Raw genomic sequence first — 17701 nt, forward strand, 5'->3', positions numbered from 1 at the left:
GGCATAGTCCATGTCAGCGGCCCCGCGCCCGGGCGGCCTTCAGGTCGGCGACGTAGTTCCGCACCCAGACGACCCCGAGCGCGCCCATGAACAGGGCGTAGCCGATGAACACGAGTATGAGAAAGGGCGTGATCATGATGGACTCCCAGTGAGGCGCACAGGATGGCGGGCGGCGGCCGGCCGACCTTGATCGGGATCAAGGCCCCTACAGCGCCCTGGAGTGGCGCGTCGCATCCGGTGCGAAATAGGCGTCGAAGCAGGCGCAGATCGATCGAACGACCAGGCGGCCCGGGCCCAGGACCTCCACATGGCCGCCGTCGATCGCGACGAGGCCGTCCGCCACGAACGGCGCCAGGCGTCCCATGGCCTCCGAGAGCTCGCGCGGATCGCGGTCGTGGCGCACGCAGACGTCCGCGAGGTCCACCGCCAGGTCGCACATCAGCCGCTCGATGATCTCGCCCCGGAAGCGGTCGTCGGCGGTGAGCGCGACACCGCGGGCCACCGGCAACTGATCGGTATGGACGGCGACCCGCCAGCCGAGCTCCTGCGTCACGTTCTGCACATAGCCCTGCGGCAGCCGGCCGATCGCCGAGGCGCCGAGGCCGAGAAGCGTGCTCGCCGCGTCGGTCGTGTAGCCCTGGAAGTTGCGATGCAGCCGGCCCGCCGCGAGCGCCGCGGCCATCTCGTCGTCGGCCCGCGCGAAATGGTCGAGGCCGATGCGGACGTAGCCCTCGGCGACCAGGCGTTCGGCCGCCGCCTCGGCCTGGTCCAGGCGCGCCGCCGGGGACGGCAGGGCCTGTTCGTCGATGAGCTGCTGGTGCGCCTTCATCCAGGGCACATGGGCGTAGCCGAACAGGGCGATGCGTTCGGGGGCGAGCCGCAGCACGGCCTCGACGGTGGTCAGGGTGTTGGTCTTGGTCTGGTGCGGCAGGCCGTACATCAGGTCGAGGTTGATCGAGCGGACCCGCGCGTCGCGCAGCCAGCCGACCGCCGCGGCGACCTGCTCGAACGTCTCCCGCCGGTTCACCGCCGTCTGCACCGTGGCGTCGAGGTTCTGCACGCCCAGGCTGGCGCGGTTGAGGCCATGGCGCGCCGCGGCGTCCACCCAGTCCCGGCTGAGGGTCGACGGATCGAGCTCGGCGGCCACCTCCAGCTCGGGCGCGAGGTCGAACACCTCGCCCAGCCGCCCGAACAGGGCCGCCATGTCGTCGGGCGACAGCATGTTGGGCGTGCCGCCGCCCAGGTGGACGGCGCGGGCCGGGAGCCGGCGACCGATCGCCTGGCCCAGCAGCCCCATCTCGGTCAGCAGCAACTGGACGTACTCGCCGATCGGCTCGTGCCGGTTCACCGCCCGGGTGTTGCAGCCGCAATACCAGCAGAGCCGTGCGCAGAAGGGGACGTGGACGTAGAGCGAGACGGGGTCGTCGGCCGGCAGCTCCGCGAGCCAGCGGCGGTAGACCGCCTCGTCCACCTCGGGACCGAACTGAACGGCCGTGGGATAGCTGGTATAGCGCGGCGCCCGGCCATCGTAGCGGGCGACGAGATCGGAGAGCTGGCGCGCGCGCGCCGTGGCGAGGCTGTCGAGGACCATGGGCGAACGTCCCGCCCCGGCCGGGACGCCGCCATGACGCAGATCAAGCGGCCGGCCGGTCTTCGGGCTCGTCGATCAGGATCCGCGCCGCATCGCCGGCGGGGTCCTGGTACTGGCCGTCGCGCAAGGTCCACCAGAACGCGCCCAGGGCGACGAGGCCCAGCCCGAGCGAGAACGGCGCCAGGAAGATCACGATGTCCATCGGCGGCCTCCGGTGCGCAGGGCGTTCAGGGTGACGACCAGCGAGGACGTCGACATGGCGATGGCCGCCACGAAGGGATTCACGAAGCCGAGGATGGCGGCCGGCGTGGCCAGCAGGTTGTAGATCGCCGCCAGCCCGAAGTTCTCCAGCGCGCGCCGGTGCGCGCTGCGGGCCACGTCCACCGCCGTGACGACGGCGGTCAGCCGCTCGCCCGAGAACACCAGGTCGGCGGCGTTCTGGCTGGCCTCCAGCGCCGAGCCCGGGGCCATCGCGGCGTGCGCCCTGGCGAGCGCGCCCGCGTCGTTGAGGCCGTCGCCGACCATCAGCACCTTGTGGCCGGCCGCGGCCAGGGCCTCGACCGCGCCGGCCTTGTCCTGCGGCGTGCAGGCGGCCCGCCAGGTCCGCACGCCGACGGCCTGGGCCACGCGTCCGACCGGACCCGACAGGTCGCCGGACAGGATTTCGACCGTCAGGCCCCGCGCCCGCAGCGCGGTGACGGCTTCGGCGGCGTCGGGCCGCAGCGTGTCCTCGAAGCGGAAGCGGACCTTGGTGTCGCCCTCGAAGCCGAACCAGAGCTCGGTGGCGTCGCCGTGGCTGGGCGCGCCGAGGAAGGCCGCACGGCCCAGCCGGGCGCGGCGCCCGTCGATCGTCCCCTCCACGCCCAGGCCCGCGTACTCGACCACGTCCGTCGCGATCGGGCCGTCGCACGCCGCCTCGGTGAGGGTGCGGGCCAGCGGGTGGCGCGAGGCGCGGGCCAGGGGGGCGGCCATCGCCACCACGCTGGGCGCGGGATCGACCAGCCGGGGACGGCCCAGCGTCAGCACGCCGGTCTTGTCGAACACCACATGGTCGACCTCGGCCAGCCGCTCCAGCGCCGCGCCGGACTTCACCAGCACGCCGCGCCGGAACAGGCGCGCCGAGGCGGTGATCTGGACGGCCGGCACGGCGAGGCCGAGCGCGCAGGGACAGGTGACGATCAGCACCGCCACGGCCCGGATCAGCGCCTCGCGGGGGCCCAGTCCCAGCGCCCAGCCGCCCGCGAACGTCAACAGCGCGACCGTGTGGACCACCGGCACATAGACCGCCGCCGCCTTGTCCGCGAGGCGCACGTAGCGCGACCGGGCCTGGGCGCCGAGTTCGACGAGGCGGGCGATGGCGGCGAGCGCCGAGTCCTCGGACGCCGCCGTCGCCCGCAGGCGCAGCACGCCCGACAGATTGAGGGCCCCGGCGCGGCAGGCTGCGCCGGCCGCCGCCGCCACGGGCGCCGTCTCGCCGGTCAGCAGGCTGTTGTCGAGTTCGGAGACGCCATCGACGACCTCGCCGTCCACCGGCAGGCGGTCGCCCGGCCGCACCAGCAGGAGGTCGCCGGGCCTGACCTCGGCGACCGGTATGGCGGCCAGCGCCCCGTCCGGGCCGATGCGCGTGGCGCTGGCGGCCTGCAGGGCCAGCAGGTCGGCCGCGGCGCTGGAGGCGCGGGCGCGCAGCCGGTGCTCCAGCCAGCGCCCGATCAGCAGCAGGAACAGCAGCGACACCGCGGCGTCGAAATAGACGTCGCGCCCCTTCAGGAACGTCTCGGAAAAGCTGATCGCCAGGGTGAGCAGCACGCCGATCGAGATCGGCACGTCCATGTTGGCGCGCCGCGCCTTGAGCGAACGCCAGGCCGAGCGGAAGAACGGCAGGCCGGCATAGAGCGCGCACGGGGCGCCCACGACGCCCGAGAACCACATCATCAGGGTGCGCGTGGCCGAGCCCAGCTCCTGGCCGAACAGGCCCGCCCAGATGGGCACCGAGAACATCATGGTGTTCAGGACGCCGAAGCCCGCCACCGCCATCGCCAGGATCAGCTCCCGGCCTTCCCGGTCATGAGCCTCCCGCGCCGCCCCGGGGTCGAAGGGCGTCGAGGGATAGCCCAGCCGCTCGAGCGCCGCGACGACTGCGGCGGCGTCGCCGCCCGCCGCCTCGAACGCGACGGTGAGCCGCTTCTGGCTGAGGTTGACGCGCGCGGCGGCGACGCCCGGCACGGCCTGGGCGGCGCGCTCCACCTTGGCCATGCAGCCCGCGCAGCGCACGTCGGGGACCAGGAGCTCCAGGGTCTCCGGCTGGCCCTCCCCGCGACGCAGGAAGGCGCCGAGGTCGGCGCGGGGCGCCGCGCCGGTCATGGCCATGTCAGCCTCCGCTCGGCCAGGAAGGCGCCGCCGGACGGGCCCTTGGCCTCGGCCGTCAGGTCCCACGCGCCCGAAAGGCGGCCCCCGGGGGCGACATACCGGCCCGGCGCGGCCTCCACGAACCGGAGCGTCACGCGGCCCGCCTCGGTGGCCGGCCGCTCCAGGCGGCCCGCGACGGCGAGGCCCGTGAGGGGGCGGCCCGCGCGGTCGCGGAACTCCATAACCACCTCGCCCGGCGCGGCGGCGGCGGCGGCGCGCCAGCCCAGCCGCGCCTGGGCCTCGAGCTGCGCGATGTGGCGATTGTAGAGCAGGCCATCCTCGTAGGGGGTGACCGACACCTGGCCGGGAAAGGTCCTGATCGCCAGCACCGCGAAGCTGGCGTCCACGGCGATGATCACCGCGAAGAAGGCGCTGACGCCGGCCAGCACGTGCCAGCCGCGGATGCCCGGCCGGGCGGGCGTGTCGGCGGCGCTCATCGCGGAGCCTCCGTTCCGGTGATGAAGGTGGTCTCGATCTCGAACACGCGGCCCGCCCCCCGGATGGCGAAGACCGCCGGCAGGCTCTCGGGCGCATCGTCGGCCGGCTTGGCGGTGACGAAGACCCGCACGGCGCGCACCTCGTTGGCCGGGATGGTCGCCGTGAGCGTGGCGCCCGCCCGCTCGCCCGGCGCCCGCAGTTGCGCGTCCGGCATGCCGCGGAACGCCACCTCCACCGTCTGCGGCCGGAAGGTCCGGTTGGCGATCTTCAGGGTGTAGCCGTTGCGCACGGCGCCGTCGTGCAGGCGCACGAAGGTGGGGTTGCGGTCGCGCAGGGCGTGCAGGTCCATGGGCTGGCGGTTCAGCAGGCCCCAGCCGACGAGGGCCGAGACCAGCACCAGGGCGACGGCGTAGTAGATCGTCCGCGACCGCACGGGCCGGTAGACCGGCGTCTCCTTCCGGGCCCGCGCGGCGACCGCGGCGTCGGTGTCGTAGGCGATCAGGGCGCGCGGGCGGTCCACCCGGTCCATGATCTCGTCGCAGGCGTCGATGCAGAGGCCGCAGTTGATGCACTCGAGCTGCGGACCGTCGCGGATGTCGATCCCCATCGGGCAGGCGACGACGCAGGCGTGGCAGTCGATGCAGTCGCCGCGGCCTTCCCACCCCTGGCCCTTCTTGTGCGGCCCGCGGGCCTCGCCCCGGTCGTAGCGGTAGGTGACCTGCAGCGAATTGTCGTCCAGCATGGCGCCCTGGATGCGCGGCCAGGGGCACATGTAGATGCACACCTGCTCGCGCATGTGGCCGGCGAACACGTAGGTGGTGGCCGTCAGGATCGCGCACGACAGGTACGACTGGATCGGCGCCTTGCCGGTCCAGAACTCCACGAACAGCGTCGGCGCGTCGCGGAAGTAGAAGATCCAGGCCCCGCCGGTGCCGAAGGCGACGCCCAGCCAGACGAGGTGCTTGCCGCCCTTGCGCCACAGCTTGTCGAAGGACCACGGCGCGGCGGCCAGGCGCATGCGCGCGTTGCGGTCGCCCTCGAACAGCCGCTCGACATAGATGTAGAGGTCGGTCCACACCGTCTGCGGGCAGGCGTAGCCGCACCACAGCCGCCCGAACAGCGCCGTCACCAGGAACAGCGCCAGGGCCGCGATCACCAGCAGGCCGGTGATGAAATGCACCTCCTGCGGCCAGAGCTGGATGCCGAAGAAGTAGAAGCGGCCGCCGAAGAAATCGACCAGCACCGCCTGGTCCGGCAGCGCCCCGGGGCGTTCCCAGCGGATCCAGGGCGTCACGTAGTAGATCGTCAGCGTGAGGATCAGCAGCGCCCACTTGATGCGCCGCCACTGGCCGTGGACCAGCTTGGGATAGATGGGGACGCGCGGCTTGTAGAGGCCGCCCGTGCCCTTCTCCTTGCGCCGCACGCGTTCGGCGGCCGATTCGGGACCGGCCGCCTTGCCCTTGGACACCGTGTCGATGACGGTCGGCATCAGCGTGCGGCGCCTGCGGCGCTCTCCTCCGGCGCGGCGGCCGCCGGGGCCGCGGGCTCGGCCTCGCCGCCGGCGTTGGCGTGGACGTAGACCGCCAGGGCCTTGATGGTCTCGGGCGAGAAGCGGGCCTCCCAGGTCGGCATCACCCCGTTGCGGCCGTTCCAGATCTGGTCGCGGATGGCGGCGCGGTCGGAACCGTAGAGCCACTCGGCGTCCGTCAGGTTCGGGATGCCGCGGGCCACGTCGCCCGCGCCCGCCGGGCCGTGGCAGGCGGCGCACTGGTCGGCGAAGGTCTGGCGCGCCCGGGCGGCCGCGGCGGCGTCCGCCTTGCGGCCGGAGAGCGCCACCACGTACTCGGTGAGGTCGTCGACCTGGCGCGCGCCCAGCATCTGGTCGCGGCCGAACGCCGGCATCACGGTCTCGCCGCGCGCGCCCGGGTGGCCCGAGCGGACGCCCACCTGGATGGTGTGGCGGATCTCGTCCAGCGTGCCGCCCCAGAGCCACACGTCGTCGCGCAGGTTCGGATAGCCCTTGGCCCCCGCCCCGCCGGCGCCGTGGCAGGTGGCGCAGTTGTCGCCGAACACCGACTGGCCCACCTGCATGGCGTAGGCCTGCAGCTCGGGGTCGGCCTCGATCTGCTGCAGCGACGCCGTGCGCAGCCTCGCCTCGCCGGCCTGCCGGTGGTGCGCCAGGGCGCCCAGCTCCTGGACCACGGCGGCGCGGTCCGAGCGGCCCAGGACGCCCCTGGTGTAGCCGCTGATCCCCGGCCAGGCCGGCATCAGGATCCAGTAGACCACGGCCCAGGCGATCGAGCCGTAGAACACCCACAGCCACCAGCGCGGCAGCGGCGTGTCCAGCTCCTTGATCCCGTCCCACTCGTGGCCGGTGGTCTCCGTGCCGGTATGGTCGTCGCGTTCGCGCTCAGACATGGGGCGCCTCATCGTCTTCGAGGGGAAGTTGGGCGAGGCGTTGGAACGTCGCCTTGTGACGCGGCCAGAGCGCGTAGATCAGGCCGGCCACGAAGATCAGGCCGAAGTAGATGGTCCCGCCCTGCTGGGCGAAGGCCGCCACGGCCTCGTAGGAAAGGCCGCTCATCGCATGTTCTCCGGGTCTTCCGCCTTGTAGGTGCGGAAGTCGACCATCGTGCCCAGCACCTGGAGGTAGGCGATCAGGGCGTCCATCTCGGTGATCCGCGAGGGGTCGCCGTCGAAGTCGCGCTGGGCGACCTTGGCGCCGTAGCGCTTCTTCAGGTCCGAGGCCTCGCCCGCGAAGGGATCGACCTGCTGCTCGAGATCGGCGCGCGCGTTGGCGAGCTGGTCCTTGCTGTAGGGGACGCCCACGGTCTTCAGCGTCGCCAGGTGCTTCTCGATGGCGCGGTAGTCGAGCTCGCGCTTCGCCAGGAAGGCGTAGGGCGGCATGTTGGACTCGGGCACCACCGAGCGCGGATCCCTCAGGTGGTCCACATGCCAGCTATCGGAGTACTTGCCGCCGACGCGCGCCAGGTCGGGCCCGGTCCGCTTCGACCCCCACTGGAACGGGTGGTCGTACATGCTCTCGGCGGCGAGGCTGTAGTGGCCGTAGCGCTCCACCTCGTCGCGCAGCGGGCGGATCATCTGCGAGTGGCAGACGTAGCAGCCCTCGCGGACGTAGATGTCCCGGCCGGCCTGCTCCAGCGGGGTGTAGGGACGCACGCCCTCCACCTTCTCGATCGTGCTCTCCAGGTAGAAGAGCGGGCTGATCTCGATGAGGCCGCCGATCGACACGGCGATGATGATGCCGATCGTCAGGATGATCGAGTTGCGCTCGAACGCCTTGTGTTTGGTCCACATGGGAGGCTGCCCTTACTCGGCCGCGATCAGTTGCGCGGCGGGCGTCGCCGAAGCCGACTCCGGCGCGGAGCTCGGCATGCGGATCGTACGCCACAGGTTGTAGGTCATGATCAGGGCGCCCGAGAGGAACATCAGGCCTCCGAGGGTGCGGATCATGTTCGGGATGTGCTTGGCCGCCACGGTCTCGACGAAGGCGTTCGCGAGGTAGCCCTGCGGCGTGTACTCGCGCCACATGAGGCCCTCCATCACGCCGGAGATCCACATCGACGAGATGTAGAGGAGGATGCCCGTGGTCGCGATCCAGAAGTGCCACTCGACCAGCGCGTTCGAGTAGAGCCGCTCCTTCTTCCAGAGCCACGGCGTCATGCAGTAGAGGCAGGCGAAGGTGATGAAGCCGTTCCAGCCCAGGGCGCCCGAGTGGACGTGGCCGATGGTCCAGTCGGTGTAGTGCGACAGCGCGTTGACCGCGCGGATACTCATCAGCGGGCCTTCGAAGGTCGCCATGCCGTAGAAGGCCATGGCCACGACGAACATGCGGATGACCGGGTCGGTGCGGACCTTGTCCCAGGCCCCCGACAGCGTCATGAAGCCGTTGATCATGCCGCCCCAGGACGGCATCCAGAGCATGATCGAGAAGGTCATCCCCAGCGTCTGGGCCCACTGCGGCAGCGCCGTGAAGTGCAGGTGGTGCGGGCCCGCCCAGATGTAGATGAAGATCAGCGACCAGAAGTGGACGATCGAGAGCCGGTACGAATAGACCGGCCGCTCCGCGCGCTTGGGCACGAAGTAGTACATCATCGCCAGGAACGGCACGGTCAGGAAGAACGCGACGGCGTTGTGGCCGTACCACCACTGGATCAGCGCATCCTGGACGCCGGCCGCGGCCGAGTAGCTCTTCGCTTCCAGCAGGCCGGCCGGGACGGCGGCGTTGTTGATGACGTGCAGGATCGCGACGGTGACGATGAAGGCCAGGTAGAACCAGTTGGCCACGTAGATGTGCGGCTCCTTGCGCTTCCAGATCGTGCCCAGGAAGACGAGCAGGTAGGCGACCCAGACGATGGTCAGCCACAGGTCCACGTACCATTCAGGCTCGGCGTACTCGCGGCTCTGGGTGATGCCGGCGAGGTAGCCGGTCGCGGCCAGGACGATGAAGAGCTGGTAGCCCCAGAAGACGAACCAGGGCCAGACGCCGCCCGCGAGGCGCGCCTTGCAGGTGCGCTGGACCACCCAGAAGGATGTCGCGATGAGGGCGTTGCCCCCGAAGGCGAAGATCACCGCCGAGGTGTGCAGGGGCCGCAGGCGGCCGAAGTTCAGCCACTCCAGGTCCGGGAAGTAGAAGATCGTCGGCCAGCTCAGTTGCGCCGCGACCAGCACGCCCGCGGACAGGCCCGCTACGGCCCAGAACATGGTGGCGATCACGCCGGCCCGGATGACGCCGTCGGCGTAGCGCGTCGGGTCGGAGCGCAGCTTGCCGTTCGCCATCTGAACCGACATCGCCAGGAAGGCGACCAGGAACGCCGCCAGCATGATCCAGCTACTGAACCGGAAGCTCGGGTCGGGGCTGAGCGCGGTCGCGAGCAACGCCCCCAGGGCGGCGAGGCCGGTGAACATATAGAGCGCGACCACGTCGAGCGGCGTGTCGTCGCGAAGGGCTTGGGCCTGCGTCATGGAACCCGTGGGATGCGTTGAAAGACCCGGGGGTTCTCCCGCAGTGCGGAATCGCCGGCTTTGATCTCCGTCAACGTCCGGGGCCCCGCGTTGCGGCAAGCGGGTGCTTTGGAGGTCCCGATGCGCCGTCGCGTACATGCTCTCGAAGACCGCGCGTTCCGGCTGGGCGCCGCGACGGCCGGCGGCGTCCTGTTCGTCGGCGCAGGCCTCGCCGCCGACCTCGCCCGCGGCCACATGATCCTCCTCGGAACCGTCTGCGGCGCCGGCCCCGACCCCCATTGCGGCTGGTGCTTCGGCGCGGCGGGCCTCGCTCTCGCGGGGCTCGCCGCGGTCGCCGTGGCGATCCTTCCGGAGCGCGCCGCCGCCGCGGCCCCTTCCGCCTGACGTCGAACGTCCGCCGGCCCGGCGTCGGCTTCGGCTATTGATCCCGCGCAAAGCGCCGGCGCCGCGGCGGCCTAACCTCGCTCCCTCAACGGGAGGTCGGCATGGGCCGGTTGAAGGGCAAGGTCGCGATGATCACCGGTGGCGCGCTCGGTCTCGGCCGCGCCACCGCCATCCGCATGGCCGAAGAGGGTGCGGCGGTCGCCATCGCCGACCTGCTCTCCGATGAGGCCAACCGCCTGGCCGACCAGCTCGTCGCGCGGGGATTCGAGGCCTGCGCCTGGCGCCTCGACGTCGCCGGCGAAGCGGAGGTCGAGCAGGTGATGCGCCAGGCGGCCCAGCGCTTCGGCCGCATCGACATCCTGGTGAACAACGCCGGCGTCGCGGGCGCCAACAAGCCCACCGACCAGCTCACCGAGGCCGAGTGGGACTTCGTCCAGGCGGTCAACGTCAAAGGCGTGTTCTTCTGCACCAAGCACGCGATCCCGCACCTGCGCCGGGCCGGCGGCGGCAGCATCGTCAACCTCTCCTCGATCTACGGCCTGGTGAGCGCGCCCGACCTGCCACCCTACCATGCGTCCAAGGGCGCGGTCCGGCTGATGACCAAGACCGACGCCCTCCTCTACGCCAAGGACCGGATCCGGGTGAATTCGATCCACCCGGGCTTCATCTGGACGCCCATGGTCGAAGGCTATCTCGCCGACGCGGGCGACGGCGGCGCCGACCGGAGCGCGCTGGACGCCCTGCACCCCCTGGGACACGTCGGCGAGCCCGACGACGTCGCCTGGGGATGCGTCTACCTCGCCTCCGACGAAGCGAGGTTCGTCACCGGCGCCGAGCTGGTGATCGACGGCGGCTACACGGCCCGCTGAGGCTTTCGCCGCGCCCGCCGCAAGGGGCGGACGTCCCACAGGGCCGTTTACTTATATCGTGTCACGATATATATTCGAGTCCTGAACGGGTCCACGCCGCGCCTCGTCGTCCCCCGCCGCCGCGCCGTTCACCCCGACCTGAAAGGAGACCGCCGTGTCCGGAATCCAGGAGCCTCTCCCGAGATCGGCCGCCATGCCCCCGGCCGTCGTCGCCTTCGACCCGGGCCTGCGGCGCTGAGGCCGGCCGCATGTCCTCCGCCCTCCGCGCCAGTCCGCCCGCCGCCGGCGACCACGCCGCCGCCCATCCGGGCTTCTTCGCCCGCTGGTTCTTCTCGACGAACCACAAGGACATCGGGCGCCTCTACCTGATCTTCGCTGTGCTCGCCGGCGTGCTCGGCGGCGCCCTGTCCGGCCTGATGCGCTGGGAGCTCTACGAACCCGGCGTGCAGGTGTTCGCGGAGGGCTCGTGGCTGTCCGGCCTGGGCGTGCTGCAGGGCAAGCACGGTTTCAACGTCACCGTCACGGCGCACGCGCTGATCATGATCTTCTTCACGATCATGCCGGCGCAGATGGGGGCGTTCGGGAACTTCTTCGCCCCGATCATGATCGGGGCGCCCGACATGGCGTTCCCGCGGATGAACAACATCTCGTTCTGGCTGCTTGTGGGCGCGTTCGGGCTGCTGACCCTGTCGCTGTTCGTGGACGGCGGCCCGGGACCCGGGGCCGGCACGGGCTGGACGCTCTACCCGCCGCTTTCCACCAGCGGGCATACCGGGCCGTCGGTCGACCTGGTGATCCTCTCGATCCACCTGGCCGGCGCCTCGTCGATCCTGGGGGCCATCAACTTCATCACCACCATCCTCAACATGCGTGCGCCGGGGATGACGCTGATGCGCATGCCGTTGTTCGTCTGGTCGGTGCTGGTGACGGCCATCCTGCTGCTGCTGACCTTGCCGGTGCTCGCCGGGGCCATCACCATGATGCTCACCGACCGCAACTTCGGCACGTCCTTCTTCAACGCCGCCGGCGGCGGCGACCCGGTGATGTACCAGCACCTCTTCTGGTTCTTCGGCCACCCCGAGGTCTACATCATGATCCTGCCGGGCTTCGGCATCATCAGCCACGTTGTGGCGACCTTCTCGAAGAAGCCGATCTTCGGCTACCTGGGGATGGTGATGGCGATGGCCGCCATCGGCATCCTGGGCTCGGTGGTGTGGGCCCACCACATGTTCACCGTCGGCATGAACCTGGAGCTCACCGCCTACTTCCAGGCCGCCTCCATGGTCATCGCCGTGCCCACCGGCATCAAGGTCTTCTCCTGGATCGCCACCATGTGGGGCGGCTCCCTCGACTTCCGCACCCCGATGCTGTGGGCGTTCGGCTTCATCGCCGTCTTCACCATCGGCGGCGTCACCGGCGTGGCCCTGGCGGGCGCCGCCTTCGACCAGAGCGTCCACGACACCTACTATGTCGTCGCCCACTTCCACTACGTGCTGTCGCTGGGGGCGATCTTCTCGATCTTCGCGGGCTTCTACTACTGGTTCGAGAAGATCTTCGGCGTGAAGTACAACGAGGTGCTGGGCCGGCTCCACTTCTGGATCTTCTTCGTCGGCACGAACCTGATCTTCTTCCCGCAGCACTTCCTGGGCCTCCAGGGCATGCCGCGCCGGGTCGTGGACTATCCCGAAGGGTTCGCCTTCTGGAACAAGGTCTCCTCGATCGGCTACGTGATCATGGCCGCGAGCATGGGCGTGTTCGCGATCCTGCTCCTCGAAGCCGCCATCCGCCGACGGAAGGGCGAGGCCAACCCCTGGGGCGAAGGCGCCACCACGCTGGAGTGGACCCTCCCCTCGCCGCCGCCCTTCCACCAGTTCGACGAACTGCCGCGCATCGCGCCGGACGCCCCCTGAGCGGATCGGGTCAGCCCCGCCCGCTCCGCAGCTTCGCCTTGCGGATCATGCCGGAATACTGGTGGCTGATCAGGTGCGACTGGATCTGGTTCACCGTATCCATGGTCACGCTCACCACGATGAGGATCGAGGTGCCGCCGAGATAGAACGGCGCCTTGAGGTAGCCGACCAGGATCTCCGGAAGCACGCAGACCACGGTGATGTAGGCGGCGCCGACGACCGTCACGCGGGTCATCACGAAGTCGAGGTGCTCCGCCGTCCGCCTGCCGGGGCGGATGCCCGGCAGGAAACCGCCGAACTTGCGCAGGTTGTCCGCCACCTCCTCGGGATTGAACATCACCGAGGTGTAGAAGAAGCAGAAGAACACGATCAGCGCCGCATAGAGCGCGACGAACAGCGGCTGCCCGTGCTGCAGCGAGCCCACCACCACAGGAACCCAGCCGGCCCATTCCGGCAGGTCGGCCGTGGCGAGGAACCCCATCGCGGTCGCCGGCAGCAGGAGCAGCGACGAGGCGAAGATCGGCGCCATCACGCCGGAACTGTTGACCTTGAGCGGCAGGAAGGAGCTGTCCCCGCCGAACATGTGGCTGCCTTGCTGGCGGCGCGGATACTGGGTGAGCAGACGGCGCTGGGCGCGTTCGAAGAAGACGATCCCGACCGTGACCGCGATCGCCAGCAGCCCCACGAACAGCAGGACGCCGCCGCTCAGGGCGCCCGTCCGCGCCAGTTCCAGCGCCTGGAACACATACTGCGGCAGCACCGCGACGATGCCGGCGAAGATGATGAGGGACACCCCGTTGCCGATCCCGCGGCTGGTGATCTGCTCGCCCAGCCACATCAGGAACATCGCCCCGCCGGTCAGGGTGACCACGGTCGAGACGATGAAGAACGGCCCGGGATGCTCGATCATCCCCGGGCTCTGCGACAGGCCGACGGCGATCGAGAGGCTCTGGAAGACCGCCAGGACCACCGTCAGGTAGCGGGTGATCTGGTTCAGGGTCTTGCGGCCGGCCTCGCCGCCCTCCTTCCGCAGCTTCTCCCAGGGCGGATAGACCGTGCCCATGAGCTGCACGATGATCGAGGCCGAGATGTAGGGCATCACGTTGAGCGCGAAGACGGCCATCCGCTCGACCGCCCCGCCCGAGAACATGTTGAACATGCCCAGGAGCCCGCCGGCCTGGCCGGAGAAGGCGTTCTGGAAGGCGACCGGGTCGATGCCCGGGATCGGGATGTAGGTTCCGAGCCGGTAGATCACCATCGCCAGGAGGGTGAAGCCGATCCGCTTGTGCAGCTCCGTCGCCTTGCGGAACGTGTCGAACTGAAGGTTCGCGAAGAGCTGTTCCGCCGCCGACGCCATGCTTCGCTCCAGGCCGCCCCACGGCCACGAAGGCGGCGGCTCTGGCGGTGATTAATATCGCTCCACGATATAATAACATATCGCTCTACGATACAATCGAGCGGGGCACGCCCGGCGGTCAGTCCTGGGTGAGCTTGTCCACCTGGTCCATGAGGCCCGCGAACGCCGGCGCGATGAGCCGCAGTTCCCGCAGGTTGCCCACCGAAAGCGCGGCGAGGACCTCCTCCCCCGCCGGGGTCAGGGAGACCTGCACCTTGCGCCGGTCCTCGTCGTCGACCAGGCGCCTGGCGAAGCCGGCCTTCTCGAGGCGGCCGACGAGTTCCACCGTGCTGTGATGCTTCAGCAGCAGTTCCGCGGCCAGGTCGCCGACCGACATCGGGCGGGTCGCCGTGCGCACCTTGATGGCGAGCAGCGCCTGGTGCTGCTGCGAGGTGAGGCCCACGGACCGCGCGTTCGCCTCGGCGAAGGCGAGGTAGCGCCGGACCCCATGGCGGAACGAGGCCAGCGTCTCGTAGTCGGCCGCCGTCAGCCGGGTCTTCTTCGGCGCGGCGCGCTTCGCGGACGTCATGGCTTCTCCTGATGCCGGGGCGGCGCGGGACGGCGCAAACATAATCCAAGCCGCCGGGGCGCCCATCGTTTCCTGCGAGGTCCGGATCCGAAGGCGGAGCACGCCGGCGGGAGGCCGCGGCCCGCGGCGCCGACCGACCGCTCCAAATGCCCGCGCTCTCGCATTCGCCGCATTGAATTATATCGCCATGCGACATATTTGTCGAACGTGGGAGCAAGGGAGGCGGTCGGCCTGAACGACCCGGACGTCGGCTCTTCTCCAAGCCCGGAGCCCGTCCATGATCGTCCTGCCCGCCCTGCCCTACGCCTACGACGCCCTGCAGCCCGTCGTTTCCGAAGCGACGATGCGCACCCACCACGACAAGCATCACGCACGCTATGTGGATGTGACGAACGAGATCCTGGCCGACACGCTGACCGACCAGACCAGCCTGGAGCAGGTGGTGATCCGGGCCTGGCACCGGGGCGCGCGCAAGCTGTTCAACAACGCCGCCCAGGCGCTGAACCACGGCTTCTTCTGGGACTGCATGTCGCCCGACCTCTCGCCGCCTTCGGGCGAGTTCGCCCAGGCGCTCGGCCAGGCCTTCGGCGGGAACGCCCGGGCCGAGTTCATCGCCCAGGGCCTGGGTCACTTCGGCTCCGGCTGGGTGTGGCTCACCGCCGATCGCGGCGCCCTGTCGATCGTGACGACCCATGACGGGGACACGGTCCTGCGGAACGAGGGCGTGACGCCCCTGCTCGTCTGCGACCTCTGGGAGCACGCCTACTATCTCGACTACAAGAACGACCGCGGGGCCTACCTGTCCGGCTGGTGGGACGGGGCGGCCAACTGGGCCTTCGCCCAGCGCCAGTACGAGGCGTCGCTGGGTCGCGCCCAGGCCTGGGCCTATCCCACGGGCGCCTTCGTCGCCGCCGAGACGGCCTGAACCGCGCACGGACCTCATACGGGAGAGCCTCGGATGGATCTGCACACACCGGTCTGCGACCTGCTCTGCTGCGACTACCCCGTCGTGCTGGCCGGCATGGGCGGCGTCGCCCGGTCCGAGCTGGTGGCGGCGGTCGCCGAGGCCGGCGGCTTCGGCTTCCTCGGGATGGTCCGGGAGAGTCCGCAGTTGATCGCAGCCGAGATCGCCGCGGTCCGCGACCGGACCGCCCGCCCCTTCGGCGTCAACCTGATCCCCGCCGCGACCAAGCCGGCGCTGCTCGACGCGGAGGTCCGGGCCTGCGTGGAGGGCGGCGTCCACGCCGTGACCCTGTTCTGGGACCTCTCGGCCGAGACCGTGAAGCGCCTGCGGGGCGCAGGCGTCCTCGTGGCCTGCCAGGTCGGCTCGCTGGAGGAAGCGATCGCCGCCCAGGAGGCCGGCGCCGACATCCTGATCGCCCAGGGCTGGGAGGCCGGCGGCCACGTGCGCGGGCGCAGCGGCCTGCACGCCCTGGTGGCCAGCGTGCTGGGCGCGGCCGACGTCCCGGTCCTGGCCGCGGGCGGCGTCACCGATGGCGAGGACCTGGCCGCCGTGATGAGGCTGGGCGCCCAGGGCGCGGTGCTCGGCACGGCGTTCCTGGCCACCCGGGAGTCGTTCGCCCACGACTACCACAAGCGCCGGATCGTCGAGGCCGCGCCGGGCGAGACGGTCCACACCGAGGACTTCCACATCAACTGGCCCCCCAACGCGGCGGTCCGGGTGCTGCCCAACAGCGTGACCCGCGGGGCCCGCGGCGACCCGCACGCCCGGCCGCGCCAGGTCGTCGGGGCCGACGGCGACCGGTCCATCTACCTGTTCAGCACCGACTCCCCGCTGCGCTCCATGACCGGCGACTTCGAGGCGATGGCCCTCTACGCCGGCCAGGGCGCCGGCCGGATCGGCGAGATCGTGCCGGCCGGCGATCGCCTGCGCGCCATCGTCGCGGGCGCCATGAGCTGCCTGCCGTCCGAGCGGCGGCTCCACGCCCCGGTCGAACCCGGCGATCGCGAGGCCGCCTCGGCCGTCTGCTACGCGGGCCAGGCCGACGCGGCCTACATGGGGTTCGCCCCCGCCGACGAACTCGCGACCGAGTTGAACGTGCTGCTCGAGGCCGAACGGGCCGGCGCGCGCGTGGCCGCGCGGATCGCGACCGAGACCGACGACCCGGGACTCAAGGCGCTGGCCCGGGTGATCCACGCCGACGAGGTCAAATGGTGCAAGGCGCTGTTCCACGCCCTGCTCGACCTCGGCGTCGAGCCCTCGACCAAGGTGGGGGACTTCTACCGCAACGCCATGACGATCGCGGGCGTCGAGGCGCGGCTGGCGTTCGTGAACCGCGGCCAGGGCTGGGTCGTGCGCAAGCTGCGCACGCTGGGGCCGAGAGTGCGCGACGACGCGCTCCACGCGATGCTGCGGGAGATGCTGGAAGCCCACGAGCGCAACATCGACGACGCCAACACCGCCCTCGCGGAGCGTGCCCCCTCTGCCTAGGGTCTGTACTCAATTACAGATGTTTGAAAGTAACGTGGATTCAACAATATGGATCGTCATCCCGGCCGCAGCGTAGCGGAGAGCCGGGACCCAGGAGCACCAGACTCAGAGCTTGAACCCCCTGGGTCCCGGCTCTACGGGCCGAATACGGCCCTCCGGCCGGGATGACACTGTATTTTGGGCTAACTCTATTGAGTCCGGACCCTAGGCGAACGGCAGGTCGACGTAGACCTGCGCGTCCGCGTGATCGAACGGCGAGCGGCAGCCGCCGCCGAACCACTCCAACTGGTCGGACCGCAAGGCCGGCGCGGCCTCGATCTCGGCCCGCGTCAGGGGCAGCACGTAGGCCCGGCGTTCCGGGGCGTAGGTGAAGATCCCCCACGGAAGGGCGCGATACCGGCGTCCGAACCCCAGGACGCCGCCCATGGCCACCAGGACGTGGATCGCCGCGCCCGTCCGCTTCTCCAGCGAGATGTCGGAGACCCGCCCGATGCGGACGCCGGCGCTGTCGAACACCGGCCGTCCGCCGATCCGTCCGGCGGTCACCAGCAGGTGGCCGGGATGCTCCACGCCGCGGAAGTCGAGGCCCGCGTCCGGGGCCGCCGCCGGCGCCCGGCGCCAGGAACTGCCGACCGTCCGCGACCATCGGCGATCGGCCTCGACGAAATCGCTGCCGGTCAGCCCGTTGGAGGCGAGCCATTCCGAGATGTTCCGCATCGAAACCTCCTCACATATATATC

18 protein-coding genes are annotated in these 17701 nt (G+C 70.6%); 5 read left to right on the top strand and 13 right to left on the bottom strand.

Annotated features, from left to right (window positions below; translation table 11 throughout):
- Positions 1–13: 13 nt before the first annotated feature.
- The 10 genes from KF737_RS18275 to ccoN form a co-directional block, all read right to left on the bottom strand.
- Positions 14–136 carry a hypothetical protein gene (locus KF737_RS18275; protein ID WP_296458309.1) on the bottom strand — a complete coding sequence of 41 codons (123 nt, stop codon included), beginning with the start codon at positions 134–136 and terminating at the stop codon, positions 14–16.
- Positions 137–205: 69 nt separating this feature from the next.
- A complete protein-coding gene (gene hemN, locus KF737_RS18280; RefSeq protein ID WP_296458312.1) occupies positions 206–1591 on the bottom strand; it encodes an oxygen-independent coproporphyrinogen III oxidase in 1386 nt (461 codons plus the stop codon).
- Between the two features lie 43 nt (positions 1592–1634).
- The gene (gene ccoS, locus KF737_RS18285) at positions 1635–1793 is read right to left on the bottom strand and encodes a cbb3-type cytochrome oxidase assembly protein CcoS (RefSeq protein WP_296458315.1); all 159 of its coding nucleotides are present in this window, start codon (positions 1791–1793) and stop codon (positions 1635–1637) included.
- The gene (locus KF737_RS18290) at positions 1781–3958 is read right to left on the bottom strand and encodes a heavy metal translocating P-type ATPase (RefSeq protein ID WP_296458318.1); all 2178 of its coding nucleotides are present in this window, start codon (positions 3956–3958) and stop codon (positions 1781–1783) included. The genes ccoS and KF737_RS18290 overlap by 13 nt, the downstream gene beginning before the upstream one ends.
- Positions 3949–4434, bottom strand: a complete 486-nt coding sequence (locus tag KF737_RS18295; RefSeq protein ID WP_296458321.1) for a FixH family protein — start codon at positions 4432–4434, stop codon at positions 3949–3951. Before KF737_RS18295 ends, KF737_RS18290 begins: the two co-directional genes overlap by 10 nt.
- Positions 4431–5924, bottom strand: coding sequence for a cytochrome c oxidase accessory protein CcoG (ccoG, locus tag KF737_RS18300; RefSeq protein WP_296458324.1), 1494 nt, complete (start codon positions 5922–5924; stop codon positions 4431–4433). Before ccoG ends, KF737_RS18295 begins: the two co-directional genes overlap by 4 nt.
- A complete protein-coding gene (ccoP, locus tag KF737_RS18305; RefSeq protein ID WP_296458327.1) occupies positions 5924–6853 on the bottom strand; it encodes a cytochrome-c oxidase, cbb3-type subunit III in 930 nt (309 codons plus the stop codon). The genes ccoG and ccoP overlap by 1 nt, the downstream gene beginning before the upstream one ends.
- Positions 6846–7019: a cbb3-type cytochrome c oxidase subunit 3 gene (locus tag KF737_RS18310; protein WP_296458329.1), complete on the bottom strand. Its 174-nt coding sequence runs from the start codon at positions 7017–7019 to the stop codon at positions 6846–6848. Before KF737_RS18310 ends, ccoP begins: the two co-directional genes overlap by 8 nt.
- Entirely contained in the window at positions 7016–7753 is a 738-nt protein-coding gene (ccoO, locus tag KF737_RS18315) for a cytochrome-c oxidase, cbb3-type subunit II (protein WP_296458332.1), read from the bottom strand. Before ccoO ends, KF737_RS18310 begins: the two co-directional genes overlap by 4 nt.
- Positions 7754–7765: 12 nt before the next feature.
- Positions 7766–9280 carry a cytochrome-c oxidase, cbb3-type subunit I gene (gene ccoN, locus KF737_RS18320; protein ID WP_296458488.1) on the bottom strand — a complete coding sequence of 505 codons (1515 nt, stop codon included), beginning with the start codon at positions 9278–9280 and terminating at the stop codon, positions 7766–7768.
- Between the two features lie 261 nt (positions 9281–9541).
- Between ccoN and KF737_RS18325 the strand changes: the two genes are divergently transcribed.
- The 3 genes from KF737_RS18325 (at position 9542) to ctaD (ending at position 12584) form a co-directional block, all read left to right on the top strand.
- Positions 9542–9805, top strand: a complete 264-nt coding sequence (locus KF737_RS18325; RefSeq protein WP_296458334.1) for a hypothetical protein — start codon at positions 9542–9544, stop codon at positions 9803–9805.
- A 101-nt stretch (positions 9806–9906) separates the two neighbouring features.
- Positions 9907–10674 (top strand): SDR family NAD(P)-dependent oxidoreductase, encoded by a 768-nt coding sequence (locus KF737_RS18330; protein ID WP_296458337.1) that lies wholly within the window; start codon positions 9907–9909, stop codon positions 10672–10674.
- A gap of 248 nt (positions 10675–10922) precedes the next feature.
- Positions 10923–12584, top strand: a complete 1662-nt coding sequence (ctaD, locus tag KF737_RS18335; protein ID WP_296458340.1) for a cytochrome c oxidase subunit I — start codon at positions 10923–10925, stop codon at positions 12582–12584.
- A 10-nt stretch (positions 12585–12594) separates the two neighbouring features.
- Here ctaD and secY read toward each other — a convergent pair whose 3' ends face one another.
- Both secY and KF737_RS18345 read right to left on the bottom strand, forming a co-directional pair.
- Positions 12595–13941, bottom strand: a complete 1347-nt coding sequence (secY, locus tag KF737_RS18340) for a preprotein translocase subunit SecY (protein WP_296458342.1) — start codon at positions 13939–13941, stop codon at positions 12595–12597.
- A 118-nt stretch (positions 13942–14059) separates the two neighbouring features.
- Positions 14060–14509 carry a MarR family transcriptional regulator gene (locus KF737_RS18345; RefSeq protein ID WP_296458344.1) on the bottom strand — a complete coding sequence of 150 codons (450 nt, stop codon included), beginning with the start codon at positions 14507–14509 and terminating at the stop codon, positions 14060–14062.
- A gap of 277 nt (positions 14510–14786) precedes the next feature.
- Between KF737_RS18345 and KF737_RS18350 the strand changes: the two genes are divergently transcribed.
- The gene (locus tag KF737_RS18350; RefSeq protein WP_296458346.1) at positions 14787–15434 is read left to right on the top strand and encodes a superoxide dismutase; all 648 of its coding nucleotides are present in this window, start codon (positions 14787–14789) and stop codon (positions 15432–15434) included.
- Positions 15435–15467: 33 nt separating this feature from the next.
- On the top strand, positions 15468–16961 hold the full coding sequence (locus KF737_RS18355; RefSeq protein WP_296458349.1) for a nitronate monooxygenase: 1494 nt from the start codon (positions 15468–15470) through the stop codon (positions 16959–16961).
- Positions 16962–17165: 204 nt separating this feature from the next.
- Here the strand turns inward: KF737_RS18355 and KF737_RS18360 are convergent, their stop codons facing one another.
- The gene (locus KF737_RS18360) at positions 17166–17678 is read right to left on the bottom strand and encodes a PRC-barrel domain-containing protein (protein ID WP_296458352.1); all 513 of its coding nucleotides are present in this window, start codon (positions 17676–17678) and stop codon (positions 17166–17168) included.
- Positions 17679–17701: the final 23 nt, after the last annotated feature.

The sequence above is a fragment of the Phenylobacterium sp. genome (assembly GCF_019636135.1).
Classification (GTDB): Bacteria; Pseudomonadota; Alphaproteobacteria; order Caulobacterales; family Caulobacteraceae; genus Phenylobacterium.